At 65.6% G+C, this 25807-nt stretch carries 25 protein-coding genes; 16 read left to right on the forward strand and 9 right to left on the reverse strand.

The window, feature by feature from the left end:
- Nucleotides 1-67 precede the first annotated feature (67 nt).
- The 3 genes from DOM54_RS17810 to DOM54_RS17820 are packed head-to-tail and all read right to left on the reverse strand — an operon-like array spanning nt 68 to nt 2158.
- Entirely contained in the window at nt 68-853 is a 786-nt protein-coding gene (locus DOM54_RS17810) for a molybdopterin-binding protein (RefSeq protein WP_110717614.1), read from the reverse strand.
- The gene (locus tag DOM54_RS17815) at nt 846-1751 is read right to left on the reverse strand and encodes a cytochrome b/b6 domain-containing protein (RefSeq protein WP_110717615.1); all 906 of its coding nucleotides are present in this window, start codon (nt 1749-1751) and stop codon (nt 846-848) included. The genes DOM54_RS17810 and DOM54_RS17815 overlap by 8 nt, the downstream gene beginning before the upstream one ends.
- 53 nt (nt 1752-1804) lie before the next feature.
- A complete protein-coding gene (locus tag DOM54_RS17820; RefSeq protein ID WP_110717616.1) occupies nt 1805-2158 on the reverse strand; it encodes a pentapeptide MXKDX repeat protein in 354 nt (117 codons plus the stop codon).
- Nucleotides 2159-2347: 189 nt separating this feature from the next.
- On the opposite strand from DOM54_RS17820, the gene DOM54_RS17825 reads away from it, so the two are divergent.
- The 4 genes from DOM54_RS17825 (at nt 2348) to DOM54_RS17840 (ending at nt 6562) form a co-directional block, all read left to right on the forward strand.
- Entirely contained in the window at nt 2348-3058 is a 711-nt protein-coding gene (locus tag DOM54_RS17825) for a response regulator transcription factor (RefSeq protein WP_110717617.1), read from the forward strand.
- A 2-nt stretch (nt 3059-3060) separates the two neighbouring features.
- Nucleotides 3061-4533, forward strand: a complete 1473-nt coding sequence (locus DOM54_RS17830) for a sensor histidine kinase (protein ID WP_110717618.1) — start codon at nt 3061-3063, stop codon at nt 4531-4533.
- A 50-nt stretch (nt 4534-4583) separates the two neighbouring features.
- A complete protein-coding gene (locus tag DOM54_RS17835) occupies nt 4584-5174 on the forward strand; it encodes an NADPH-dependent FMN reductase (RefSeq protein WP_110717619.1) in 591 nt (196 codons plus the stop codon).
- A gap of 164 nt (nt 5175-5338) precedes the next feature.
- Nucleotides 5339-6562: an MFS transporter gene (locus tag DOM54_RS17840; protein WP_110717620.1), complete on the forward strand. Its 1224-nt coding sequence runs from the start codon at nt 5339-5341 to the stop codon at nt 6560-6562.
- 37 nt (nt 6563-6599) lie between these two features.
- Here the strand turns inward: DOM54_RS17840 and DOM54_RS17845 are convergent, their stop codons facing one another.
- Nucleotides 6600-7556 (reverse strand): LysR family transcriptional regulator, encoded by a 957-nt coding sequence (locus DOM54_RS17845; protein WP_110717621.1) that lies wholly within the window; start codon nt 7554-7556, stop codon nt 6600-6602.
- Between the two features lie 215 nt (nt 7557-7771).
- Here DOM54_RS17845 and DOM54_RS17850 point away from each other — a divergent pair, with 215 nt between their 5' ends.
- The 4 genes from DOM54_RS17850 (at nt 7772) to DOM54_RS17865 (ending at nt 13025) form a co-directional block, all read left to right on the forward strand.
- Entirely contained in the window at nt 7772-9271 is a 1500-nt protein-coding gene (locus DOM54_RS17850; RefSeq protein ID WP_110717622.1) for a CoA-acylating methylmalonate-semialdehyde dehydrogenase, read from the forward strand.
- 41 nt (nt 9272-9312) lie between these two features.
- Entirely contained in the window at nt 9313-10617 is a 1305-nt protein-coding gene (locus tag DOM54_RS17855; RefSeq protein ID WP_110717623.1) for an aspartate aminotransferase family protein, read from the forward strand.
- A 98-nt stretch (nt 10618-10715) separates the two neighbouring features.
- Nucleotides 10716-11492 (forward strand): carbon-nitrogen hydrolase family protein, encoded by a 777-nt coding sequence (locus DOM54_RS17860; protein ID WP_110717624.1) that lies wholly within the window; start codon nt 10716-10718, stop codon nt 11490-11492.
- Between the two features lie 84 nt (nt 11493-11576).
- Nucleotides 11577-13025, forward strand: coding sequence for an APC family permease (locus DOM54_RS17865; RefSeq protein ID WP_110717625.1), 1449 nt, complete (start codon nt 11577-11579; stop codon nt 13023-13025).
- Here DOM54_RS17865 and DOM54_RS17870 read toward each other — a convergent pair.
- From DOM54_RS17870 to DOM54_RS17880, 3 genes are all read right to left on the reverse strand, one after another.
- A complete protein-coding gene (locus DOM54_RS17870) occupies nt 13019-13255 on the reverse strand; it encodes a helix-turn-helix domain-containing protein (RefSeq protein WP_240613957.1) in 237 nt (78 codons plus the stop codon). The two genes, DOM54_RS17865 and DOM54_RS17870, sit on opposite strands and share 7 nt — an antisense overlap.
- Nucleotides 13256-13744: 489 nt before the next feature.
- On the reverse strand, nt 13745-14695 hold the full coding sequence (locus DOM54_RS17875) for a transporter (protein ID WP_110717627.1): 951 nt from the start codon (nt 14693-14695) through the stop codon (nt 13745-13747).
- Nucleotides 14696-14841: 146 nt separating this feature from the next.
- Entirely contained in the window at nt 14842-16089 is a 1248-nt protein-coding gene (locus tag DOM54_RS17880; protein WP_110717628.1) for an acyl-CoA dehydrogenase family protein, read from the reverse strand.
- Between the two features lie 508 nt (nt 16090-16597).
- On the opposite strand from DOM54_RS17880, the gene DOM54_RS20655 reads away from it, so the two are divergent.
- From DOM54_RS20655 to DOM54_RS17900, 4 genes are all read left to right on the forward strand, one after another.
- The gene (locus tag DOM54_RS20655) at nt 16598-17458 is read left to right on the forward strand and encodes a cupin domain-containing protein (RefSeq protein ID WP_206019141.1); all 861 of its coding nucleotides are present in this window, start codon (nt 16598-16600) and stop codon (nt 17456-17458) included.
- 129 nt (nt 17459-17587) lie between these two features.
- Nucleotides 17588-17767 (forward strand): hypothetical protein, encoded by a 180-nt coding sequence (locus tag DOM54_RS20105; protein WP_162619913.1) that lies wholly within the window; start codon nt 17588-17590, stop codon nt 17765-17767.
- 129 nt (nt 17768-17896) lie between these two features.
- Entirely contained in the window at nt 17897-19156 is a 1260-nt protein-coding gene (locus DOM54_RS17890; RefSeq protein ID WP_110717629.1) for a GGDEF domain-containing protein, read from the forward strand.
- A 261-nt stretch (nt 19157-19417) separates the two neighbouring features.
- On the forward strand, nt 19418-20050 hold the full coding sequence (locus tag DOM54_RS17900; protein ID WP_206019142.1) for a helix-turn-helix domain-containing protein: 633 nt from the start codon (nt 19418-19420) through the stop codon (nt 20048-20050).
- A gap of 412 nt (nt 20051-20462) precedes the next feature.
- On the opposite strand, the gene DOM54_RS17910 is transcribed toward DOM54_RS17900, so the two are convergent.
- Nucleotides 20463-20960: a hypothetical protein gene (locus tag DOM54_RS17910; protein ID WP_162619914.1), complete on the reverse strand. Its 498-nt coding sequence runs from the start codon at nt 20958-20960 to the stop codon at nt 20463-20465.
- A gap of 197 nt (nt 20961-21157) precedes the next feature.
- Nucleotides 21158-21817, reverse strand: coding sequence for a thiopurine S-methyltransferase (tmpT, locus tag DOM54_RS17915; RefSeq protein ID WP_110717631.1), 660 nt, complete (start codon nt 21815-21817; stop codon nt 21158-21160).
- Nucleotides 21818-22187: 370 nt separating this feature from the next.
- Between tmpT and DOM54_RS17920 the strand changes: the two genes are divergently transcribed.
- The 4 genes from DOM54_RS17920 (at nt 22188) to DOM54_RS17935 (ending at nt 25800) form a co-directional block, all read left to right on the forward strand.
- Nucleotides 22188-22991 carry an ABC transporter substrate-binding protein gene (locus DOM54_RS17920; protein ID WP_110717632.1) on the forward strand — a complete coding sequence of 268 codons (804 nt, stop codon included), beginning with the start codon at nt 22188-22190 and terminating at the stop codon, nt 22989-22991.
- A 113-nt stretch (nt 22992-23104) separates the two neighbouring features.
- Nucleotides 23105-23770 (forward strand): amino acid ABC transporter permease, encoded by a 666-nt coding sequence (locus DOM54_RS17925; RefSeq protein WP_110717633.1) that lies wholly within the window; start codon nt 23105-23107, stop codon nt 23768-23770.
- Nucleotides 23767-24495: an amino acid ABC transporter ATP-binding protein gene (locus tag DOM54_RS17930; protein ID WP_110717634.1), complete on the forward strand. Its 729-nt coding sequence runs from the start codon at nt 23767-23769 to the stop codon at nt 24493-24495. The genes DOM54_RS17925 and DOM54_RS17930 overlap by 4 nt, the downstream gene beginning before the upstream one ends.
- Before the next feature lie 15 nt (nt 24496-24510).
- Entirely contained in the window at nt 24511-25800 is a 1290-nt protein-coding gene (locus DOM54_RS17935; protein ID WP_110717635.1) for an NAD(P)/FAD-dependent oxidoreductase, read from the forward strand.
- The last annotated feature ends 7 nt before the right edge of the window (nt 25801-25807 follow it).

Below are 25807 nucleotides of genomic sequence, written 5' to 3' on the forward strand. Positions count from 1 at the left end.
ACTTGGTCAACACAGCAACTTGGTGGCCTTCGCGCCTGTGAATAGGGGCCGGTCATCGCCCCCTTTCTCAGATTCCCGCCCACCAGTTGTATCCCCTGTCTTCCCAATAGCCGCCCTTGCCGCCATGAAGGTTCCTGAAGCTGTCGACGAGTTCCACTCGCATGACGTACTTGGCCTGCTTGTAGCCCAACTGGCGCTCGGCCCGCAGGCGCAGGGGGGCACCATTGGCTACCGGCAGCGCGGCATCGTTCAAGCCGTAGGCGAGTATCGTCTGCGGATGATAGGCCTCGACCATGTCGAGACTCTCGTAGTAGAGGTCGCTACCGCCGTAGGTGTGATCGGCACAGTGAAAGACCACGAATCTGGCTTGATCCAGTGGACGCACGCGATCGAGTAGATCCGCCAGCGGCACACCGGTCCATTGGCCGATGCAGCTCCAGCCCTCGACGCAGTCATGGCGGGTAATCTGGGTCCGCGACGGCATCTCGCCCAGCTCGGCCAGCGACAATGTCGCGGGTTGCTCGACCAGACCGTCGATCGTCAATCGCCAGTCGGCGAAATCGTTCTCCACCCAGGCGCGATAATAGTCTTCCTGGGGATCGGTGGTGCCGTTGGGACGGAAGACCGGCGCTATCTGGCTCTTGTCGAACTCCTGCGCCAGCGCCTGCCGCGAGGCGATCAGCCGCTGCGCCTTGTAGGTCAGTTGCTCGACGCTGCCCAGGGCGCGCTTCACCGAAGCGTTGTCGGCGATCCGGTCGCAACCCGCCAGCAGGCTCCCCGCCCCCAGCGCCGCCATGCCGGAGAGAAGCCGGCGCCGACTTCGGTTCGGTCCGGACGATTGTGGCTTACTCATGCGAATCCTCCCGATTCACCGGCCCAACCGGTTTGGTAGTGATGCGATAGCGCCCTGTCACCATCGAACGCAGGTTATTGAAGACCCCCGAGACCAGCACCAGGGCGATATGCACGAAGAAAAACCCCACCAACGAAAACGCGCAGATGAAATGCAGGGTCCTGGCGCTCTGCCGGCCGCCGAACAGCTCCGTCAGAAGCGGCCAGGCCGCATTGATCGAGGGAGACATCGTCAACCCGGTGAGGATCATCATCGGTAACAGCACGAACAGCACCAGGACATAGGTGAGCTTCTGGATGCCGTTGTATTCGGCCTCGTGATGGAAGCGGAACCGCGCATGGTCGGCGATCGTCCTGGGTATGGCGCTCAGTTGTCTTCGCGTCGGGAAGATCGAGCCTCGTCGATGGCGGCTGATGAGGGTGTAAAGCAGGTACGCCACCACCGAAGGCGCAAAGATCCAGCCCGCGAGAAAGTGCCAGTTTCTTCCCATCGTCAGCCACTTGTCCCCCGGCAGCGTTGCCCAACGGGGAAAGGCACGTTGGCGTAGCTGGCCATTGTCGTCGGAGAGCCCCAACACACCCGTGGTATCGAGCGTGTAGCCGGCGACTCTTACCACGCCCCGTTGCTCGCCGTCGTCCCCGGTCTGGGCGTGAATCGCGATGAACGGATCGGAGAAACCGGATTGCTCTCCCCAGTACAGCGCAGGGTGGGCATTGAATATCTGCAGGCCGCTCATCAGCAGCACGATGAGACAGAGGAAGTTGGTCCAGTGCCACAGCCGAGTGCCCAGGCTATGGCGCTTGATCAACCGGGACGACTCCAAGGCTTCCGGCTCGGAAAGCGGCCTGGAACTGGAATCGGGTTTGGGATTGGCAACGGGGCCGATACCGGATGGCATGATTCACCTCGCTCTCAGGCATCCGGCGGCCGTGGCCGCCGGAAGGCCATGGCTCAATTATCGTGATCCATGCTGTCCTGACCCATGGCGTCGTCGTGGCTCATGCCGTCCTGGCCCATGGCGTCGTCGTGGCTCATGCCGTCCTGGCCCATGGCGTCGTCATGGCTCATGCCGTCCTGGCCCATGGCGTCGTCGTGGCTCATGCCGTCCTGGCCCATGGCGTCGTCGTGGCTCATGCCGTCCTGGCCCATGGCATCGTCGTGGCTCATGCCGTCCTGGCCCATGGCGTCCTGGGACATGCTATCGGTTTGCGTTTCCCGGGCACTGGCAAGGCTCGTGAAGAACACGCCACCGCTCAACAACGTGGCACTCAATGCCAGCAGTAACTTCGATTTATTCGCGATCATGACCTTCTCCGTATTCCTTGTCGGTAGCCACCTCCGTAGCGAGGCGGTGATAGCAAGGTAATCGGTGATTTCAGGCCAATCATCACGAAACCATAACGTCCGACCGTCCCGTTCCAGGCGTGACATTCGCGTGATGACTCGGTCGGGCATCTCGGCTATGTTCGGTCCTTTGATCCTCCGGAGTCCGATATGCCACGTCCGATACTCTGCGTGGAGGACGATCCCGATATCGGGCGTCTTCTGGAGACCATACTGGCCGAGGCCGGCTACGCGGCCGAATGGGTCACTACCGGGGAAGAGGCGTTACTGCGGTGGAAGACGTCGTCGATGATCATCCTGGATCTGATGTTGCCGGGTATCGATGGCCTTCAGGTCTGCCGGGAAATTCGTGGGCAGGATGCCGCCATCCCGTTGATCATGCTGACGGCGCTCGCCGGTACCCGAGAGGTGGTCGAAGGCCTGGAAATCGGTGCCGACGACTACATCACCAAACCCTTCGATACCGACATTCTGGTGGCCAGGATCCACGCCCTGATGCGGCGCCGGGAAGCGGTCGACACTTACCGGGCGCCGGACGCCCGCCCCGTGGTCGTCATGGATCTGGAGATCGATGCCATCCATCACCGCGCGACGCTGCACGGGCGACCGCTCTCCCTGACCGCCAGAGAGTTCGCCCTGCTCTCGTTCTTCTCGCGCCACCCCGGTCACGGTTTCTCGCGGAGTGAGCTGCTCGATGCGGTGTGGGGCGCGGAGTTCGACGGTTACGATCACACCGTCAACACGCATATCAACCGTCTGCGCAACAAGATAGAGGTCGATCCCGCCAACCCGCGTTACATTTTGACCGTGTGGGGCATCGGCTACCGATTTACCGACCTTCCGCCATCGGCGGCCGAGTGATCATGTGGCCACTGCTCAGAAGCGCCTATCGTAGTCTCTACGCCCGCATCGTCTTCATCTATCTGGCCAGCATGCTCGCGCTGTCCGCGGCGACCGCGCTGATCGCGGTCGATCAGTTCGACCAACTGGGCCGTGAGTGGCTGCAACGATCCCAGATCCACATGGCGCGACAGCTGGCCCGGACGCTCCGAGAGCCGCTCGGCCAGGGGCTCGACAACGACCGGGTGCGCACCGCCATTCACCAGATCATGACTATCAATCCCTCGCTATCGCTGTATGTCCTCGATGACGACGGCCGGGTGGTCGGTGCCTACAGCGAGGGGGCATGCGGTCTGGGCAAGCAGGTCGATCGGGGCGCCATCGACGAGCTGCTCTCGGAAATGCCGATGCTGCCGGTCTATGCGGACATGCCCTGTCAGGACGACGAAGGGGTGTTCTCGGTAGCGCCGGTGACCTTCGGCCCCGAAGCCTCCCGGGGCTACCTGTTCGTTCGGCTGGAGACCAACACCCAGGTCTCGATGGCCAACATCTGGCAGACCAGCGGCATCACCCGGACCCTGCTCATCGCCACTGGCGTTGCCCTGCTGTTGACGCTGGTCGTGGGACTTGCGCTGTTCGCGTTGCTGACCCGCCGGTTCACCCGGATGACACGCGCCGTGCGCCACTTCGCCCGCGGCGATTATCGACAGCGAGTGCCCGACCGGATCGACGACGAGATCGGCCGCGTGGGCCGGGCCTTCAACGAGATGGCCGCCACCATCGAAGCGCAGGTAGAGGCCCTGCGCGACAACGACCGCCAGCGCCGGGATCTGGTCGCCAACCTGTCCCATGAGTTTCGCACCCCGCTGACGTCGTTATCCGGCTACACCCGGCAACTGCTGCGCACCGCGAGTGCCGCCGACAGCCGCGAGAACCTCGAGGCCATACGCCTGAACGTCGATCGACTGACACGGCTGGCCGCACAACTCTCGCAGATGTCGCACGCCAATATCGCCGACCGCCCCCTGACCCTCGAGTCGTTCTCCTTTGCCGAATTGGCCAACGACATCGTCACCAAGTTCCGCCCCAGGGCCGAGGAGAATGGCATCATTCTCACCGTGGAGAACGAGGCGGACATGGCCCAGGTGGCAGCAGATGTGGAACTGATCGATCATGCCCTGACCAATCTGGTCGACAATGCCCTGTTCGCCACCAATGCCGGGGGCCAGGTCACGATCCGCATCCTCTATCTGGATGCCGACACCCTCAAGATCGGCGTCCGCGACACCGGCATCGGCATGAAGCCCGAGGAGCTTGCCCTGGTATGCCAGCGCTTCTACCGCACCGCCCTTGGCCGCGAGCGCGGCGACGGGACAGGCCTTGGCCTGGCAATCGTCTCCGATGTATTGAAACGTCACGACTCGAAGCTGACCCTCGAGAGCAAGCCGGGCCGCGGCTCATGCATCTGGTTCACGCTGCCGCTGGCGAAGCCGTGATAACCTGAGCTGGAGACAGTCCCGGCTCGCCGGACGTCACGGAGCTTCCCATGACCGATCGTATCCTCGTGTTCTACGGTTCCTACCGATCCGACCGCGCCGGCATCCGGCTGGCTGACTATGTGGTGCGCACGCTCGACGCCCAGGGTGCCGAGGCTGAGCTTATCGACGCCAAGGCGATCGATTTGCCAATGCTGGACCGCATGTACAAGGAGTATCCCGATGGCGAGGCCCCGGCGGCGATGGAGACGCTGGCAGGCAAGATTCGCGACGCGGACGGCTTCATCTTTGTCACCGGCGAATACAACTGGGGCGTGCAGCCCGGGCTGAAGAATCTGACCGACCACTTCCTGGAGGAGTGGTTCTGGCGCCCGGCCGGTATCGTCAGCTACTCGGCCGGCCGCCTCGGCGGCGCCCACGCCAATCTCGCCTGGCACGGCACCCTGGCCGAGATGGGCATGGTGGTCATCTCCAGCACGGTCACGGTCGGCCAGATCGGCAAGACGCTGGACGACTCCGGCACGCCTGTCGGCGATGCGGGCCGATCCCTCGAGCGCGCCTTCGGCCGTTTTGCCGAAGACCTGAGGTGGTGGGCCGAGGCTGGCAGGCGCCAGCGCGAGCATCGGTCCCCGCCTTTTTAAGCAAACGCGTTACACTGAAGTGACCGTCCCGCCTGCCGAGGCGGGCGACGCCGGCCATGGATTCGGGCCCGGCGTCGGCTTCATCGACAAGGAGTCTCCGATCCTCGCATGATCATCACCTCTCTTTTGCCACACCTAGGCCATCGCGGGCATTCGCTGCGGCGATGAGCGATACGCGTCTTTTCCGCTCGTTGCGGGTCTACAACTTTCGAGTCTGGGCGGTGGGTGCGCTGGTTTCCAATATCGGCACCTGGATGCAGCGAGTGGCTCAGGACTGGCTGGTTCTGACCGTACTCACCGACCACAATGCCAGCGCCGTGGGCATCACCATGGCGCTTCAGTTCGGCCCGCAGTTGCTGCTATTGCCGTTCACCGGCTATGCGGCGGATCGCTTCGATCGCCGTCGACTGATCATGCTCACCCAGGCCCTGCTGGGCCTGCTGGCGCTGGGGCTCGGCCTGGTCACGGTCACCGGCGTGGTCACACTGTGGCAGGTCTACGCGTTCGCGCTCGGCCTCGGCTGCGTGACCGCTTTCGACGGCCCGGCTCGCCAGGTATTCGTCAACGACCTGGTCGGCGAGACCTACCTCACCAACGCGGTCGCCCTCAATTCGACCTCGTTCAATAGTGCGCGCATGGTCGGTCCGGCGGTGGCCGGCGTGCTGATCGCCGCCATCGGCACCGGCTGGGTATTCTTGATCAACGCGGCCTCCTTCGCGGCGGTGCTGGGCTCGCTGTTCCTGCTTCGGGTCGACCAGCTTCATACGCCACTGAAGTCGGGCCGCCGCGCCGGTGGGTTGCTGGAGGGCTTCCGCTACGTCTGGAGACGTCCCGACCTGAAGGCGATGATGGTCATGCTGTTTCTGATCGGCACCTTCGGCTTCAACTTCCCGATCTATATCTCGACCATGTCGGTTTCCATCTTCAACGGCGGCGCCGACCAGTACGGCGTTCTCACCTCGGCGCTGGCGATCGGCTCGGTGGGCGGGGCGCTCATGGCCGCCCGCCGGGAGCGACCGGACCTGCGCCTATTGGGTATATCGACCCTCGCCTTTGGCGTCTTCAGCGCCCTGGCGGCGGTCTCGCCCCACGTCGTCCTTTTCGCCGCCATGCTCACCCTGACAGGATTCACGGCGCTGACCTTCAACACCTCGTCCAACGCGTTGATGCAGTTGACGACCGACCCCGCCATGCGCGGCCGGGTGATGGCACTGAGAATGGCAGTGATCATGGGCGGCACGCCACTCGGCGCGCCCATCGTCGGCTGGCTGGCCGATCACGCCGGACCGCGGTGGGCGATGATGGTCGCTGCCATGTCCGGTTTGATCGCGGCGGCGGTGGCCGCGCGGCTCATGTTCCAGCAACGCCGCCGGGTATCGTCGTCCTGATTCGGGGATCGAGCGTCGGCACGGCCGGCGCATGTCGTCATGGATGTCGGCCGGATCTCTGCCTGTCGCAGGGCAACACCTCCACCAGAGACCTCAGCTCCTCCAGAAAGCTTTCCAGTACCAGGTTGGGCGGTCGCCCCTTGCGGGTGATGGCGTAGTAGCGGGTGGCGTACTCGAAGGTATCGGGGGCGAGCCGTTTCATGCGACCGTGATCGCTCCAGCGCCGGGCGAAGTGGGTGGGCAGGAAGCCGAGATAACTGCCGGTGAGCACCAGGAAGGCGACGCCCTCGCGATCGGTGGCCGAGGCCATCGGCTTGAGCGCCTCGTGCACGCGCTTGATCTCGGGCGTCTGGGCATAGGAAGGCACCACCGCATCGTAGCCGGCGATCTCATCCACGCTCGGCGCCTCGCGCACGAACAGCGGATGCCGGTCGCTGCAGTAGAGCGCCGATTGCTCTTCGTACAGCGCCAGGTAGTCGAGCCCCGCTACGCGCTTGAGCTCCGGCACCACGCCCGCGTGCAGGCTGCCGCCGAGCACCGCCATCTCGATATCGTTGGGCGGGGCCATGCGGATATTGATGTGCACGTTGTCGCCGCGCGCCTTGAGTGCACGCAGCGCCTCGGTCACCTGCATGTCGGGCAGCGTGACCAGATTGTCGGTGATGCCGATGTTGAGCTCGCCGGTCAGGCGCGAGTGCAGGCCGTTGACCCGGGTACGGAAGTCTTCCACCGCGGCCAGCAGTTGCACCGTGGCCTCGTAAACGTCGTGCCCTTCGCTGGTCAGCCGGAAACCGCTGCGTCCGCGCTGACACAGGCGCATCGATAGCCGGGTCTCCAGGTCGCTCATCGCCATGCTGATCGCCGCGCGACTGATATTGAGCTCGACTTCAGCCGACGAGAAGCCGCCGCACTCCACCACCTTGCGAAAGATCCGCAGCAGGCGCAGATCCACATCCCCCAACTGCCCCATTAGCGTGATCTTGCGTGAACTCATGGCGGTACCTGTCGTTCCCGGCGCCCTATCGGCCGAACGCCCGCGAGCGGCGGGGAAAGTTAAGCAGGACGTTTAGTAAAATTAAGCATACAGGGATTTATTGACGCTATCCCCCAGCCTCAAGCTGGACCCTGGCCAATCGGGCAAGTGTTCGCCACACCGCGCCCTGCCCGAGGTTTCCCTTCGTCGATTGATACCCAAAGGATCGAGATCACATGTCCGACACGCTGACTCATTTCGTCGACGGCAAGCACGCCGCGCTGGACTCGACACGCACCAGCCCGATCTTCAACCCTTCCACCGGGCAGCGCTCCGGCGAGGTCCTGCTGGCCTCCCGTGCGGATGTCGAGCGGGTCATCGCCTCGTCACAGGCCGCGTTCGAACAGTGGTCGGCCTTCTCCCCGCTCAAGCGCGCCCGGGTCCTGTTCAACTACAAGACGCTGCTGGAGCAGCACAGCGACGAGCTGGCACGGCTGATCTCCCAGGAGCACGGCAAGGTGTTTTCCGACGCCAAGGGCGAGCTGACCCGCGGCCTGGAAGTGGTCGAGTTCGCCTGCGGCATGCCGCATCTGCAGAAAGGCGAGCACTCGCTCAACGTCGGCCCCGGCATCGACTCCTTCTCGCTGATGCAGCCGCTGGGCGTCTGTGCCGGCATCACCCCGTTCAACTTCCCGGCCATGGTGCCGCTGTGGATGTTTCCCATCGCCATCGCCGCGGGTAACAGCTTCGTGCTCAAGCCGTCGGAGAAGGACCCTTCCGCGACCCTGCGCATCGCCGAGCTGTTCAGCGAAGCGGGGCTGCCCGACGGCGTGCTCAACGTGGTCAACGGCGACAAGGAAGCGGTCGACACTCTGCTCACCGACTCGCGCGTGCAGGCGGTCAGCTTCGTCGGCTCGACCCCGATCGCCGAGTACGTCTACGCCACCGCCTCCGCCCACGGCAAGCGCGTGCAGGCTCTCGGCGGGGCCAAGAACCATATGGTGGTCATGCCCGACGCCGATCTCGATCAGGCCGCGGTCGCGCTGATGGGCGCCGCCTACGGCAGCGCCGGCGAACGCTGTATGGCGATCTCGGTGGCGGTACCGGTGGGCGAAGAGACCGCCGAGCGGCTGCGCGACAAACTGCTGGAGAAGCTGGACGGGCTACGTATCGGCGAGAGCCTCACCGACGGCGCCGATTACGACATGGGCCCGCTGGTCTCCCGCGGGCATCTGGAAAAGGTGAGCGGCTATATCGAGCAGGGCGTGCAGGAAGGCGCCGAGCTGGTGCGCGACGGCCGCCAGTTCCAGCACGACAGTGACGGCTTCTTCATCGGCGGCACCCTGTTCGACCACGTCAAGCCGGGCATGCGCATCTACGACGAGGAGATCTTCGGCCCGGTGCTGGTGATCGCCCGTGCCGAGAGCTTCGATGCCGCGGTCAAGATGGTCAACGACCACGAGTTCGGCAACGGCACCGCCATTTTCACCCGCGACGGCGACAGCGCGCGCCAGTACTGCGAGCAGATCCAGGTCGGCATGGTCGGGGTCAACGTGCCGATCCCGGTGCCCATGGCGTTCCACAGCTTCGGCGGCTGGAAGCGTTCGCTGTTCGGCGCGCTGCACGTGCACGGTGCCGACGGCGTGCGCTTCTACACCCGCATGAAGACGGTCACCGCGCGCTGGCCCTCCGGCCTGCGCGACGCCACCAATCAGTACACCATGCCCACTCTGTGAGCGCAGCGCCCCGAACACCATGTGACACGACAGGATTCCCCATGCACTCGATCGACAATCAGCAGGTGAAGGCGCTCGACCGCGCCCATGTGTTCCACTCCTGGTCGGCTCAGGGCGCGCTCGATCCGCTGGTGATCAAGAGCGGCGCAGGCTGCCGGCTGTGGGACTACGACGGCCGCGAGTATCTCGACTTCTCCAGCCAGCTGGTCAACACCAATATCGGCCACCAGCACCCGCGGGTGATCGCGGCGATCAAGGCCCAGGCCGATCAGCTCACCACCATCGCGCCGGCGCACGCCAACCTCGCCCGCGGCCAGGCGGCACAGAAGATTCTGGCCCGCGCACCGCGAGGCTTCGACAAGGTGTTCTTCACCAACGCCGGCGCCGACGCCAACGAGAACGCCATCCGCATGGCGCGCGCGGTCACCGGCCGCGACAAGATTCTTTCGGCTTACCGCTCCTACCATGGCGGCACCGGCGCGGCGATCGCCGCCACCGGGGATTTCCGCCGTGTGCCCAACGAGTATGCGCGTGGCCACGTGCACTTCTTCAACCCCTGGCTCTATCGCAGCGAGTTCTGGGCCGGCAACGAAGAGGAGGAGTGCCAGCGCGCGCTGCACCACCTGCGCCGGGTGATCGAGTGCGAGGGGCCGGCGAGCATCGCCGGGCTGCTGCTCGAGACCATCCCGGGCACCGCCGGCGTGCTGGTGCCGCCGCCCGGCTATCTGGCCGGCGTGCGCGCACTGGCCGACGAGTTCGGCCTGGTGCTGATCTTCGACGAGGTGATGGCCGGCTTCGGCCGCACCGGCGCCTGGCTGGCGCTGGAACACTTCGACGTGGTGCCGGACCTGATCACCTTCGCCAAGGGGGTCAACTCGGGCTATGTGCCCGCCGGCGGCGTGATCGTCAACCAGCGCATCGCCCACCACTTCGACGACGAGATGTTCTACGGCGGCCTGACCTACTCCGGCCATCCGCTGGCCATGGCGGCGATCTGCGCCACCCTCGATACGATGCAGGAAGAGGGTATCGTCGACAACGCCCGCCATATCGGCGAGACGGTGCTCAGCCCCGGCCTCGCCCGCCTGGCCCAGCGCCATGCCCATGTCGGCGAGGTGCGCGGCCTGGGGGTGTTCCACGCCATCGAGCTGGTCGAGGATCGCGACAGCCGGACGCCACTGGCCGCGGCCGAGGTCGGCAAGCTCAAGCAGGCGATGATGGAGCGTGGCCTGCTGGCATTCGTGGTCGCCAACCGCATTCACGTGGTGCCGCCGTGCATCGTCACCGCCGGTGAAGCCGAACAGGGGCTGGCGATCATCGACGAGGCGCTGGGTACACTGGGCTGACACCACGCCGGTTAATACACCGGCCAGCCCCGGCGGGCGTGACAGAGACACCGACGCGCCCGCCGCCATTCGCCCTATTCATTCGCAAGGAATTCCACATGCAGATCGCCGCCTGGCAGGCACTGAGCACGCACGGCGATATCGCCACCAATCTGGCGCGCCTGGACGAGAGCGCCCGTCGCGCCGCAGCGGAAGGCGCGGCGCTGTTGATCACCCCGGAGATGTTCCTGACCGGCTATGTCCTCGGCGACGACACCCGGCCGCTGGCGCAGGCGGCACCGCTGGAGCGCGCACGCGAGATCGCCGCACGCCACGCCATCGGCCTGGTGGTGGGCGGGCCGGAGATCGAGAGCGGCGCCTGCTACAACGCCGCCCACCTGATCGGCGCCGACGGCCAGGTGCTCGCGCGCTACCACAAGGCGCACCTGTTCGGCGATGTCGACCGCGATCAGTTCAACGCCGGCGACCGCCCCACCTGCGTGGCGGACTATCACGGCGTGCGCATCGCCCTGATGATCTGCTATGACGTGGAGTTCCCGGAGAGCGTACGCGCCGCCGCGCGCCAGGGCGCCGAGTTGATCTGCGTGCCCACCGCCCAGATGCAGCCGTTCGCCCACGTCAATCAGCGGCTCATCCCCACCCGGGCCTGGGAAAGCCAGGTCTATGTGGCCTATACCAACCAGCATGGCCGCGAGGCAGCGTTCGACTACGTCGGCCACAGCCTGATCGTGGCACCGAACGGCGAGCCACTCGCCGAAGCGCCCAGCGCCGGCGAGGCGCTGATCCACGCCGAGGTCGACCCCGCCGTCGTCGCCGCGGGCCGCGTTGCCAACCCGTATCTCGATGATCTGCGCCAGGAGCTGTTCAACCTCTAGACAGCGTCATCGCGACAACCCGTATTTTCAACCCCGTATTTCCAACCCCGAATTTCCAACCAAAAACAACGAGGAAATCGTCCCATGGATAACACCAACCCTGCGGACCCAACACGCCTTCACGGCAGTCTGGGTACCGGCAGTATCGTCTTCATGGTCATCGCCGCCGCCGCGCCGCTCACGGTGATCGGCGGCAACGCCCCCATCGCTCTGGCCTCCGGCAACGGAGCCGGGGCGCCGGTGGGCTTTCTCATCGCCTCGCTGGTGATGCTGATCTTCTCGGTCGGTTTCGTGGCGATGACACCCCACGTCAAGGAGGCCGGCGCCTTCTTCTCCTACGTCACCCTCGGGCTCGGCAGGCGCCTGGGCCTGGGCACCGCGTTCATGGCGCTGGTCGCCTACACCGCCATTCAGGCCGGCGTCTACGGCTACATGGGTTGGGCGGTCGGCGACTTCGTCCGCCACAGCGGCGGCCCCGCCATCCCGTGGTGGATCTACTCGCTGCTCACCGTCGCCATCGTCGCCTACCTCGGCTATCGCCATATCGAACTCAGCGCCAAGGTGCTGGGGGTGGCGCTGGTGCTGGAGATTGCCGTGGTGGTGATCATGAACCTGACCATCTTAGCCGACGGCGGCGCCCACGGTGTCGAGTTCTCCTCCTTCACGCCGGGTACCGCGCTCACCAGCGGCCTCGGGGTGGCGGTGCTGTTCGCACTCACCGGTTTCATCGGCTTCGAGGCCACCGCCGTGTTTCGCGACGAAGCCCGCCAGCCGGCACGCACCATCCCCAGGGCGACCTATCTCGCGGTGCTGATCATCGGCGTGTTCTACACCCTCTCGGTGTGGGCCCTGGTGGTCGCCAACGGCGCCGGTGAGGTCGCCGGCATCGCCCAGAAGACCCTGGATGGCGACGCCAACCTGCTGCTCGACACCGCCGAACGCTATACCGGCGGCGTGATGCGCGATCTAATGCAGGTGCTGCTGCTCACCAGCCTCTTCGCCTGCGTGCTGAGCTTCCACAATGTGCTCGCCCGCTATCAGTTCACCCTGGCGCGTCAGGGCACGCTGCCGCGGCGGCTGGCGCGCATCCATCCGCGCCATCGCGCGCCTTCCCACGCCTCGCTGGTGCAGACACTCACCGCACTGACGCTGATGCTGCTGTGTCTGGCGCTGGGACTGGACCCGCTGACGCAGGTCTTCGGCTACATGGCGGGTATCGCCACCGTGGGCATGATCGGCCTGATGCTACTGACCACCTTGGCCTCGCTGGCGTTCTTCCGGCGCCATCCTGAGCTCGCCGGGCAGCGCCGCTGGCAGACGCGGATCGCGCCGAGTCTCGCCGCCGTGCTGCTGCTCGCCAGCCTGGCCCTGGTGCTCTCCAACTTCACCCTGGTGACCGGCGGCAGCATCGGGATCAGCGCCCTGCTGGCACTGATTCCCCTGATCGCGCTGCTGGCGGGGGCGCTGTTCGGCCGCGCCCGTGTCATGGCCGGCGAAGCGCCGCTCTCACCGCCCGGCCCCAGGGCTTATTGATCCGCGTCGATTGCCGAGCCGGCCTTGCCAGTGGGTGTGGTGAAGCTGGCTTGCACCGGCTCGCCGGCAGCGTAGCGCCCCGGCGTACAGCCGAATACTTCATGAGAGCGGGCGATAAAAGCGCTGATACTGGTATAGCCCCGTGTCAGCGCGGTGCTCTGCACCGTCTCCACCGATGCCAGGAGTTCCAAAGAGCGCAGCAGCCGCGCGCGCTGGCGCCACGCAGGCACTCCAGCCCTCCGAGGATACGCCGTGGGGCACGTCCGGCGGCATCCACACTGCATAAGTGGCAGGTAGGACCCAGCGACCACGCTCCCCCTCGACTGTGATCAATCCCTTCGACGCCCCCAGCCAGTGGCCGCGGGCTGAGCCGTGTGTGGCGATCTGATCCCACCCACCAGCAGTGGACACCGCGTCAGGCTATACACCAGCACGGGGCGTCCCTGCATGAGGGCGCCCTATCGGTCGAACCCTGGACTGCCTCGATTAAAAATCCGTCATTGCCCTGTGTAGGCGGAATACCGAGATATGCCGCCGGATGGGCGCCGGCGGTAGAGGGTCTCCTGTGGCGCGCGTTCGTTGATGCAGGAAGGCATATTATCGTTATCCTTGCCGAATCACGGGAGCCGGTCGGCAAGCCGGGTTGACGCCAGTGCATTGCCTGATGGCTTGACCTCACGCAGGTGCAGGGAGGGCACCAACCTCGCCTTGCCCGTTACTCAGAAGAGCTGCAGCAGCCGCAAGTTGACGCGGGCGTTCTCCCGGAAGCCGTTTTCCACCTGGAGGTCGCGCCCGAACGCCACCAGCAGTTGCGTCGTCGGGCCGATGAAGTGGCTGCCGCCGACGCTGAACTTGCGTTGCCGCGGCTCGTCGTCGCGGTCCACGCCATCGACCCGGGTCTCGCCGCCCCAGGTCTGCGACAGGCCGACGAAGGCGTTGCTACCCGGGGTGAACTGGTAGCGCAGGTAGGCCTGCCCCTGGTAGAGCGGTTCTTGCCTGAGCGTGGCGCCAGCGCTGCCGTAATCATCGTTGTTGCCGTGGAACATGACATCCCCCGTCAGGTCGACGAACCAGTTGTCGGACAGTCCCTTGACGAAACCCACCTGCAGGTCGAGCTTCCAGCGATTCTCGCCGAGATTGAGCGCGAGGTCGCGTTCATAGCTGCCGGTGGGCAGATACAGGTACGGCGCAATGCCCAGGTAGGTGCGAGAGGCGGCATCGTTGATCGGCCAGAACGGGGTGGCCAGGATGATGTCGCCCACGCCACTGGTATGGCCCAGTGCCGCCGTGTCGCGCCCGGCGTCGAGCCGGCCGAAGGGCACCAGGATCTGCGGCGCCACCGTCACTCCGCCCATCGTGTCGTAGTGCGCCAGCCTGGCGATGCCGACGTCCGAGACCAGCCGGGGATCGTCCACGACTTGCCTGCCCTGCGAATAGAGGCGATCACGCTCGGCGTGCTGGTAGTAGAGCATCCCTATCGTCGTGCCCGCGGGCGCCGGCACGTAGTCGCCGACATCCACGTCGATGGCCTGCGCGGCCATTGGCGTCATCGCCGCCAACAGCAGGGCCGCCAGGAGGGGGGCCGGGTTCTTCCGGATTGCAGGCGAACGGCGCCTGGCCCTGGGCGCCTGGCGCAGCGGGCCACGGCTGCCGGGAAATGCCGATGTCATAGCGGAAATCCTCTCGAAGGTTGTCATCCGGGGTTGATCGGGCGCTGTCGCATCGCGGCACGGCCGGCGACGCTGCGCGCAAGCAAGGGAGGCACGCGCCCTGCCTGCCTGGCAGGGACGGCCACTCGCCGTTAGCGGCTGGCTCTTCATCCACGCGCCTCGGCCGCAGCCATCGCGTCGTACGCCTTCGAGCGCAGCAGCGTGTGGAGTTGGCGGCGGCGCACGCCCATGTTGCCGCCGTCGTACAGCGGGAAGCACAGCGCGTCCTGCATCAGGCCGGCCAGCGGGTACAGGTCGGTGTAGGCATCGACCCCGACGACGCGCATCGCGTCATAGACCGCCTGGACACACAATTCCGAGCAGTAGGTCTTGGAGATGATCGCGAGCTCGCTGCTGCGGCCCTCGGTGAGATCGAGCTGATGGCAGGACTTCCAGGTCAGGTAGCGCGCGGCCTCGATGCGCATCTTGATGTCGGCCAGCATGAAGCCGACGTTCTGGTGCTCGATCACGGGCACCTGGCCGGAGCGCTTGTCGGTGTGCGCGAACTCCAGCGCGACGTCGAAGGCCTTGCGCATGACACCCACGCAGGCCGCGCCGATCAGCGCCGCGGTCCACAAGAAGGCGTTCTCCAGCATGGCGATGCCGTCGCCGGGATTGCCCAGGATGTTGGCCGCCGGCACGCGCACATCGTTGAAGTGGATGCGCGGCGAGATCGTCGCGCGGTGGCCCACGGTGTCGAGAATGCCCGCCACCTCGATGCCCGGCGCGCTGCCCGGCACCATGATCACCGCCAGCGACTGCTGCGGCGGCAGGGTCGGATCGGTGCGACAGACGACGCTGTACAGGTGTGCCCCCTTGCCGTCCCAGCCCGTGCCGTTGGTGGTGTAGTGCTTGGCACCGTTGATGACCCATTCGTCGCCCTCGAGGCGGGCGAAGGTCTGCACGCCCGCGGAGGTGTCGGTACTGTCGTAGTTGGCGCCGCCGGTGACCTCGGTGAAGGCCAGCGAGGCCAGCCGCGAGCCGTCCTCGGCGAAGTCCGGCAGGAAGCGCTGCTGCTGTTCCTGCGATCCGTGGTGCACCAGCGCATGCAAGCCCAGACCGGTGGCCAGCAGGGCCGAAGGCACGTTGACGTCGGCGGTGGTGAGCTCCTCGGCCGCCAGCGCGAAGTCCAATGCGCTCATCGCCGTGCCACCGAACGCGGCGGGCAGCAATGCCCTGGTGAAGCCGGCATCGACCATCGCCTGGTAGAACGGCCGCGTGGCGTAGAAGCGCTCCTCCGGACTGGAGATGGGCGCGATGGTGGGGGCGACCTTGCTCAAAACGTCGGCGGCGAAGGCGCGCGCTCCCGCCTGCAGGGTCTGCTGGGATTCACAGAGCTGGAAATCGATGGCCATGGAAGAAACCTTTCTCGCAGGGTGGATGGACATGTGCTTCAAGCCCCACCGTAGGAAGCGTGCGCCGTTCGGTCTCGTCGATCCGTGCGGGATCGTTTGACGAATTGCGCAAACCCGTGGTTGCCCCTGCAAGCTGGCCCGGGGCGTTGTTGTGGATAGACGCGCTTCGAGACCTGGCCTGATATTTGCACGCAATGCATGGCGGGCTGCGCGCAACCCGCTTTCCATCGCCTTCGTGACGACTTCGACGTGGCGGCCTGCACTGAGATGAGGCATTCAGCGCCGTTCGTCGCCAGGATGGTGCCGCTGCGGGGTGCCGTGCGATGACGACGGCGGGGCCTCCAGCCGGTGAGTTGTCTTTCCGTGCAAGACCAATTGACGATTTGTGCAGAGAAGGGAGGGACGCATGCCACGCTCCAGCAGCCCCACGCATGATTTCGCCCATGCCATCTGCCGGCGGTATACGCCGGCCACCCCGGCCCTGGGCGTCGGTCCGGAATGACGCGAGATGCAGACCTGGACGACCCAATCCCATGCTCAGAGTGAGCGTTTCAGCTATTGGCGCGAGGTGCTCTGTCAGGCTTTCGTTTCGCTCGACCCCGTCCTCGGGGAGAGGGAGGCAGCCGCTGGCTTCGTGGGCGAGGTGAGCTCTCGACCGCTCTCCATGAGCGCGCAGACGCGCGTGTTTTCGCGGGCCCAGTTCGTCCAGCGTCGCGGCGAGGAGATTCGCCGCGATCCGGTCGAGTTCTGCTTCGCGAATTTCCAGCTCGAAGGCGCGTGCGTGGTGCGCCAGGATGGCCAGCAAACACGGGTATCTGCCGGCGACTTCTCCATCGTGGACACCACGCGTCCCTACTTTCTCGACTTCCGTGAGGATTGGCGCGTGCTGTCCTTCCGGATTCCCCGAGAGCAGTTGGTGTCGCGGCTGGCGGCGCCGCACAAGGCGACCGCACGCTGCGTCAGTGGACAGTCCGGCATGGGCCTGGTGGCAAACCGCTTCGCCCGCTCTCTGGAGCAGGTGGATGCCGGCGCCGGCCGTGAGGTGCAGGACGGGCTCAGCGCCGCGCTCAACAGCATCATCGCCNNNAGTTGCTCGATCCCGCTCACCCCGGGGTGCTGGCAGTGGTCTTGCGCTGGGGGTTCAACGACGCCTCCCACTTCTCCCGGCTATTCAAACACCGCTTCGGCATCTGCCCGCGTGAATTCGCAGCCGGCGCGCACGACGGCACCTATGCAGCCGCGGGCGACGCCGGAGATGTGTGCGGCCTTTCCTAGTGTGGTGTTTCGCAAGTTCGCGCAAGAATTGGCGAGTGATTTTCGCTTCCAGACAAGGCGCCGCGGAGAGTCGAAGCATGGCGCCGTGTATTGACTCGCTACGACAAACTCGATTCCATGTTCGCCGCCTGCATCACCGCTGTACTAATCGCCGAAATAATACGTAGTGTCAACACGACCTGGGGTGGTCTGGCCAGCATCCACGAGCACCGTCGATCCGAGGGTGAAGCCGCCGGCACTCGAACACAGCCAGAGAAGCGTGCCGGCGATCTCTTCCAGCCTGTCCATTGTTCGCCGCGATTCCGTTCATAAGCGCATCCAAGGATTCGCGCTTGAGATCGACGAGCGCCACGCTTGCACCCGCATCGATGAAGGCGAGGGCGGCCGCGCGACGCAAAACTGAACCGGCGCCGGCGATGAACGCGACCTTGCCCGCGAAATCGTAGCTTAGCGGGCCCTCGCCTCACGCCATCCGGGAATTTACTATAATCTGCATTGAAGCAAGGGTCGGCCACAGGGGGCAAAGGCCAGGATGACAGACGCCCAGACCATCGACAGGGCGCTTCGCCGGCCCTGGTACCGGACAGTGCTGGAACCGGCACTGGAGCGCGATTTCGATAACCATCGGGACGTGGCCTGGCGGCGCGCGCTGACGACCTATGTCATCATCGTGGCGCTGCTCTCGCTGTTCGGGCTGGTGGTCGACGCCCAGGGCGGCATTTTGTACTTCGCGCTGGTGCTGAAGCTCGGCATCCTCCTGCCCATACTGCTCCTGTGTCTGCTGCTGGTGCTCTTCGCGCCGTTATCCGAGCGGGGCCGCTGGTTCGTACTGACGGCATCGATCGTACCGACCATCGCCATCGTCTGCCTGCTCGCCACCGCGATCGACTCCCCTTTCACGGCCCGCTACCTGACCGTTGCCGGCATGGTGGGCACCTACGTGATCGCCCTGCCGATCAAGAGTCGACAGGCGATATCGCTGTGTGCACTCAATATCACGGTTTTCTTCGGCCTGACGCTGGCCATGACGAGCCCTGCCGAGTTTGCCGCCGTGGCCGACATCATCGTGTTCATGTCGGTGGTGATGATCCTCTGTCTGGAACTGGTGAGACGCCAGGAGCGCACCCAGAAGGACAGCTTTCTGCTGGGGCTGCGCGAAAAAATTCGCGCGGCGGAGCTCTCCGATCTGGTCAATGAACTGAGCCGCCTTGCGCATCTGGATGGACTGACGGGCGCGGGCAACCGGCGCAGCTTCGACCTGCGCCTGTCGGCCGCCTGGCATGCCGCCATCGCCAACCGGGAGCCGCTGACGTTGATGATGATGGATGTCGACCACTTCAAATCCTACAACGACACCGCCGGGCATGCCGCAGGCGATGCCTGCCTGCAGGCCATTGCCGCCGCCATCGCCAGCGGCGCCGGCTGTCCCGTCGAGATGCTGTCGCGCTATGGCGGCGAGGAGTTCGCGCTGATTTTTCCCGCCAACACCGCTGTCGACCCCGAGGCCATACGCCGTGGCGTGGAGCAGCTCGCGCTACCCCACCCCGGCCCGGGCATCCTGCCCATCGTGACCCTCAGCGTGGGGGTCGCCGCAACCTTCCCGGACAGGGAAGGGGCGAGCATGGAAGGGTTGATCAACAGTGCCGATAGCGCCCTGTATGAAGCCAAGCGGCTGGGCCGAAACCGTGTCGTGGTCAAGGGCCGACTGCCTGGCATGGCGCGCCGGGCGACCGACGCCGTGCCCGCATCCCCGCACTTCCGGGTAGCGCAGCGGGAACGCTCCCCGCACTGATATCCGGCGCTGTTGCCACTGGCCGCCGCGTGCCTGCCTCGTGCGGCAATGGCCGCTCCCGAACCGTCCACAGTCAGCTCGGTCGAGGCAGCGCTGCGTCTCCGGACGGCGAGGTGCCTGGACCCAATGCGTTGGGCAAGCCTATCCAACTGCTCACGGCACATGCGCTGTATCTTCGGCTCGGTAAAACAGAGGAGGAACGCCAGAGCGCCAACCGTTCACTGTTCCAGGGGCGATACCTGAGCGGCAGTTGGCCGTGAGGTGCAGGACGGGCTCAGCGCCGCCCTCAACAGCATCATCGCCATCGCGCTGGGCGCGACGCTGGAGGCGCAGGAGCGCGACCGGCTGCCGGTGCGGGACGCCTTTCGTCTGGCGGTCGAAACCTATATCCGCGACCATCTGGCAGAGCCCGGCCTCGGGCCGGACAGGCTGGCCATGCGTTTCAAGGTCTCGCGCCGGACGCTCTACGCGCTGTTCGAGGAGTCTTCGCTATCGATCAGCGGCCTCATCCGCGAGCTACGCCTGCAGCGCAGCGCACGTGAGTTGCTCGATCCCGCTCCCCCCGGGGTGCTGGCAGTGGCCTTGCGCTGGGGGTTCAACGACGCCTCCCACTTCTCCCGGCTATTCAACACCGCTTCGGCATCTGCCCGCGTGAATTCGCAGCCGGCGCGCACCACGGCACCGATGCAGCCGCGGGCGGCGCCGGAGATGTGTGCGGCCTTTCCTAGGGCCTGTATCGGCCGCTTGAACGGCACCCGCCAGGATTTGAGCCAGCTGGTACCGCCTACGACGGTGGATTCAGGTTGCAATGGCAACAACCCTATCCGGGGACCGTATGCTTATCTCGGCCACTGTGGGATCAATAATCGACGTGCGGTTACGAGCCGCTTCTGAAATAGAGCGGCTTCTCAAGCCATCAGTCTTATCGCGGTGGCATCCGTCGAACCCGAACCGCCTAAAGCGAAGTCGGTTCCAGCTCGAACATCACGCCTCCGGCGTGTTCGAAACGCGCCAAGCGGCCGTCGACATCGTCGCCTTCCGGCGCGATCAGAATCTCGGTCGACATCGGCTTGCCGCTACGCCGGCTTGAGCCTTCGCCGATCGCCAGAGCGAATTCGACGTTCGCCGCGCCGGTTATCGTGGCCAGACCGATGACGTCGTGGGGCGGTCACGGTTCGCAGTACGGCGTGCTAGCGGCCGAGCCGGGTCTGGAGCGCCCTGGCCCCCGGGACGGGATCTTGTGGGCCTGATCAACGAACGGGCGCATGACGCCAGTCGTGTTGTGTAACCGAGCCGGCTGATCGCCCTATGCGATCGGACCCAGCTCTTTCAACTCGACCTGCCACTCGCCGTCCACCCGGCGTGCGCGATAGACGTTGGTCTGCCCACTGGCGTTGGCCTCGTAGTAGCCGCCGCTCAGGGTGCATTCGGTATCCGATTCGCAACGCACGTCGCTCGTGCCAAACATCAGTGCGCGCTCGCCCGTCGAGCGCAATACGGCCTGAGCGCCGCGGTCACTGACGTTGCAGTCAGACGCCGGGCGTACCCTGGCATTGGAGGACAGCGCGGCCAGTACCGCATCGTCCGGGTCGGAGAGCCGGGACGCCCGGCCATAGCCGATGCAGTAAGCCGCTGCATTGCCCTGCTGCCCCGACGCATTGTTTTCGACCAGCGTTTCGTAGACGGCCACACGGGCATTCTGAGCCGGGCTCAACGACGACCTGTCCATCAGACTCGCACAGCCGGCCAAGGCCAGAGCGCTCAGCAGGAAAGCGGGCAGCGCACACATCCATCGATCGTTCATGGGGTACTCTCGGCCAGGGATACGAGACACTATTACATAGGCAATGGATTCACTCCAGCAGCGATATCCTGGTGGGACGGGCGCCGGATTCACTGCTACCGCCCACTTCGACCGTGAGATGGAGTGTAGCGGTCGATCGATGGCGTGGATGCGACGGCTCGCTGCACCGGCCCGCTATCAGCAGCTCACAATTTCGGTCAGGCAGGCCTCGGCAGCAGTTGCCACGCCACCTCGACAAACCGGGTGACGCCGGCCTCCTTGAAGTTGAGTGATGACTCGAGCACGTCCTTGCGCGACAGCTCTGCGATCTCGTGGGTGTCTGCATAGTGGCGGGCGACCTCCGCCGGCAGTACTGGAAACGGCGGGCCCTCTTTCTCCGCCGGGTCGTACTCGAAGGTGATCAGCAACTGCGGTGCGGCACCGCTCAGCGCGAGCACCTGGCTGGCGTAGGCGTCACGCATCGGCGGCGGCAGCGCCACCAGGGCGGCGCGGTCGTAGACCAGATCGACCGCACCCAGCGCCGCTGGGGTCAGCGCGAAGATATCGCCCTGGAATACACTCAGCGCGCCGTGCTGCCAACGCTGGCCGCCCTCCCACTCGCTCATCGTCGGCTCGACCCCGAGCTCGGCGAACAGCTGCGCCACCGCCAGTTCGCTCAGCTCGGCGCCGACCACCGCATACCCCTCACCCAGCAGCCAGCCGATATCCAGGGTCTTGCCGCACAGCGGCAGGAACACCCGTGTCCCCGGGCTAAGCGCATAGTGCACCAGATGCCGCTTGAGAATGGGATGGACGAAGCTCAGATGAAAGCCGAGCTGTGACTGCTCCCAGCGCTGTTGCCAGAATCGATGTTCCATCGGTTCTCCCCCACTTACTGAGTGATCAGCCACCAGGCTGCAACTGTGCCGGTACCTGTCGCCAGCTTACCCCAGTCCAGCCCGGGATCGAGCAGTTAGACCTTGGTGGTATTCGAGCAACCTGCCATTCCTTCAAGAGCGTCGCGTCTGCGCTGCTCCACGTATCGCGTGACTCGCCGATTTTTCGAGCAGGGATCGCTTGTTAGGAGATACCTCGGCGGGGCTGGCGCAAGCCGCGCTGATACGACAGTATCTTATTATCGTTATTCGATAACTTTTAACACTTGCCGATAACTTAACGCTTGGATAGGCTCGAACAGGCAGGTGAATCGCTGAGTCGACATAACAACCCCACAAGACAGGTAGCCTCATGATCGATTACTCACCCACTCCCCGCCCATCTTTGCGTTGGCTCTCTCGCCTCCGCCGCCACTGCCTCGTGGCCGCCGCTGCGCTGGGTCTCGCCACAGCGGGTATCAACGCCGCTCAGGCACAGGAGACCCTGGTCGCCGGCGCCACCCCCAGCGGTATCCCGTTCACCTTTCTGGATGTCTCCAGCGGCAAGATCACCGGCGCCATGGTCGATCTGATCGAGGCGGTGGGCCAGGACATGGGGGCCAAAGTCGAGATCAAGGAGTCGCCGTTCAATGCGCTGATTCCGTCGCTCACCTCGGGCAAGATCGACATCATCTCGGCGGCCATGCTGCGTACCCCCGAGCGCGCCAAGGTCGTCGCCTTCAGTGACGATGTCTATCCCTACGGTGAGGGCGTGATCGTCAAGCGTGATCATCAGGGCGACATTCATACACTCGATGATCTCAAGGGCCAGGTGGTCGGCGCCCAGGTGGGTACGACCTATGTACGCCAGCTGCAGGCGACCGGGCTGTTTCCCGAGATTCGCAACTACGACACCCTTGCCGACATGATGCGCGACGTCTCCCTGGGTCGCATCGTGGCGGGCATTGGTGACGCACCGGTGATGGCTTACCAGCTCAAGCAGGGCCGCTTCGCCGATCTCGAGCTGTCTCCCGACTACCAGCAGCAGATGGTGGGCGAGCTCGCGCTGGCCGTGGCCAAGGACAACACCGCGCTGCTAGCGCGCGTCAACGCCTCCCTGGCCAAGCTCGAGGCAAGCGGCAAGCTCGACGCCATCTTCGCCAAGTGGGGGCTGTAGTACGCCCCCGCGTGTCGCCAGCGACACTCAGCCGCTCTCCCACCCTTCCCCGCTGACCGCCGCACGCCGGACCTCGCTGTCCGGCGCGCCCGGTCTCGGCCCAGGAGGACCCTATGGCGTACGCCGATATCGCCGCGTTTTTCCCGATCCTGCTCAAGGGTGCCGTCGTCACGGTGCAGATCACCCTGGGCGCCCTGCTGCTCAGCACCGTGCTGGGGCTGCTGCTGGCGCTGATGAAACGCTCGCCGTTGACGCCGGTCTCGGCGCTGGCCGGCACCTTCATCAACGTGATCCGCGGCCTGCCGATCATCGTGCAGCTTTTCTACATCTACTTCGTCATTCCCGAACTGGGCATCGACCTGAGCGCCTTCCAGGCCAGCATCATCGGCCTGGGGATCGCCTATAGCGCCTATCAGGCGGAGAACTTCCGCGCCGGCATCGAGGCGGTCGACTCGGGCCAGATCGAAGCGGCCAAGTCCATCGGCATGAAGAGCGCCCTGATCATGCGCCGTGTGGTCCTGCCCCAGGCAATACGCATCGCCCTGCCCCCCTACGGCAATACCGCGGTCATGATCCTCAAGGACTCCTCCCTCGCCTCGACCATCACGGTGGCAGAGATGACCCGGGCCGGGCAGCTGATCGCCGCCTCGACGTTCCAGAACACCACCGTCTACACCATGGTGGCGCTGATGTACCTGGCGCTCAGCCTGCCGCTGATCTTCGGCGTCAACCGCCTGGAGCGTTTCTTCGCCAAGTCGCGACAGGGAGCCGACCAATGATCGCCATCGACCATATCCACAAGGCCTTCGGCGCGACCCAGGTGCTCAAGGGCGTCAGTCTCGAGGTCGCCGCCGGCGAAGTGGTCTGTCTCATCGGCCCGTCGGGCTCGGGCAAGTCCACCGTGCTGCGCTGCATCAACGGTCTGGAGAGTTACGACAGCGGCACGATCACCATCCATGGCCAGACAGTGGATGTCCGGCGCAGCGATATCCACTGCCTGCGCACCCGGGTCGGCATGGTGTTCCAGCGCTTCAATCTCTTTCCCCACCGCACGGTGCTCGAGAACGTGATGGAGGGCCCTGTCTTCGTCAAGGGCGAGTCGCGGGCCGAGGCGCGCCAGCACGCCCAGGCGCTGCTCGAGAAGGTCGGCCTGGCCGAGAAGCAGACGGCCTATCCGACCCAGCTCTCCGGCGGCCAGCAGCAGCGGGTGGCGATCGCCCGGGCACTGGCCATGCGTCCGGAGGCGATCCTGTTCGACGAGCCCACCTCCGCGCTCGACCCGGAACTGGTGGGCGACGTGCTGACGGTGATGCGCGATCTGGCCGCGGAGGGCATGACCATGGTCGTGGTCACCCACGAGATGAGTTTCGCCAGGGAGGTGGCCGACCGGGTCTGCTTCCTCCACGGCGGCCAGATCGTCGAAGAGGGGCCTGCTTCGCGCGTGCTCAGCGAGCCACGGAATGCGCGTACGCAGGATTTTCTGCGCCGCGTGCTCGACCACTGAACAGGAGGCGCGACCATGCCCACTTCACAGCCGATGCTGCGCTCGCTCTGGGCCGACAGCCAGCCGCCGGCGGCGCTGCTTCCCCCCCTCGAGGGCGCCTGCCACAGCGACGTGCTGATCGTCGGCGGCGGCTTCACCGGGGTCGCGGCGGCACTTGCGCTGGCCGAACGCGGCATCTCGACGCGTCTACTGGAGGCCGACACGATCGGCTGGGGTGCCTCGGGGCGCAACGGCGGCCAGGTCATCCCGGGGCTCAAGTACGACCCCGATCAGCTGATCGAACGCTATGGTCAGGAGCGCGGCGAGCGCCTGATCGACACCAGCAGCCGCAATGCCGACGTGGTCTTCGAGCTCATCCAGCGCCACGCCATCGACTGCGACGCGCAGCGCCAAGGCTGGCTGCAACCCGCGGCCACCCGCGCCGGTATCCAGCGGATCGAGAGCCGCGCCGCGCAGTGGGCCGCGCGTGGGGTCGAGGTCGAGTGGCTGGCGCGGGAGGCCTGCGCCGAACGCCTCGGTACCACGGCCTATCTGGCCGGCTGGCGCGATCCCCGGGCGGGCAGCCTCAACCCATTGGCCTTCGTGCGCGGCCTGGCCCGAGCAGCGAGCGCCGCGGGTGCACAGCTCCACGAAGGTTCGGCAGTGACCGGGCTGGCCCGCCATGCCGGGGGCTGGCGGGCGTCCACCGCCCGTGGGGAAGTGACGGCCGAGCGCGTGCTGCTGTGCACCAACGGCTATACCGACACCCTGCAGCCCGGTCTGGCGCGCAGTGTGATCGCCGCCAACAGTTTTCAGATCGCTACCCGGCCGCTGAGCGCGGAGGAAGGCGCGACCATTCTGCCCCGGGGAGAGGTCGCCTCGGATGCGCGCAAGCTGCTGTTCTATTTCCGCCGCGATGCCGCCGGCCGGCTGCTGTTCGGCGGACGTGGGCCTTTCCATGACCCCCGCGCCCCCAGCGATTTCCGCCATCTGATCAGCGGCATGACCAGGCTCTATCCGGCGCTGAAGGGCGTCGAGATCGACTATGCCTGGGGCGGACGGGTGGCGCTGACCCAGGATGCCATGCCGCACGTGCACGAACCCGCCCCCGGCTTGCACGTGGCGTTGGGTTACAACGGCCGTGGCGTGGGAATGGGCACCCATCTAGGCAGCCTGATCGGTCGCCATCTCGGTACCCGGGCACTCGCCGATGCCCTGCCGCTGCCGCTCACCCCTATCGCGCCGATCCCGCTGCACGGCCTGCAGCGGCTCTACGTCGCGGCGGTGATCCAGTACTATCGGACCCAGGATTGGCTGGAGCGATGACAGGAGA

The organism is Salinicola acroporae (genome assembly GCF_003206615.1).
Taxonomy (GTDB): Bacteria; Pseudomonadota; Gammaproteobacteria; order Pseudomonadales; family Halomonadaceae; genus Salinicola; species Salinicola acroporae.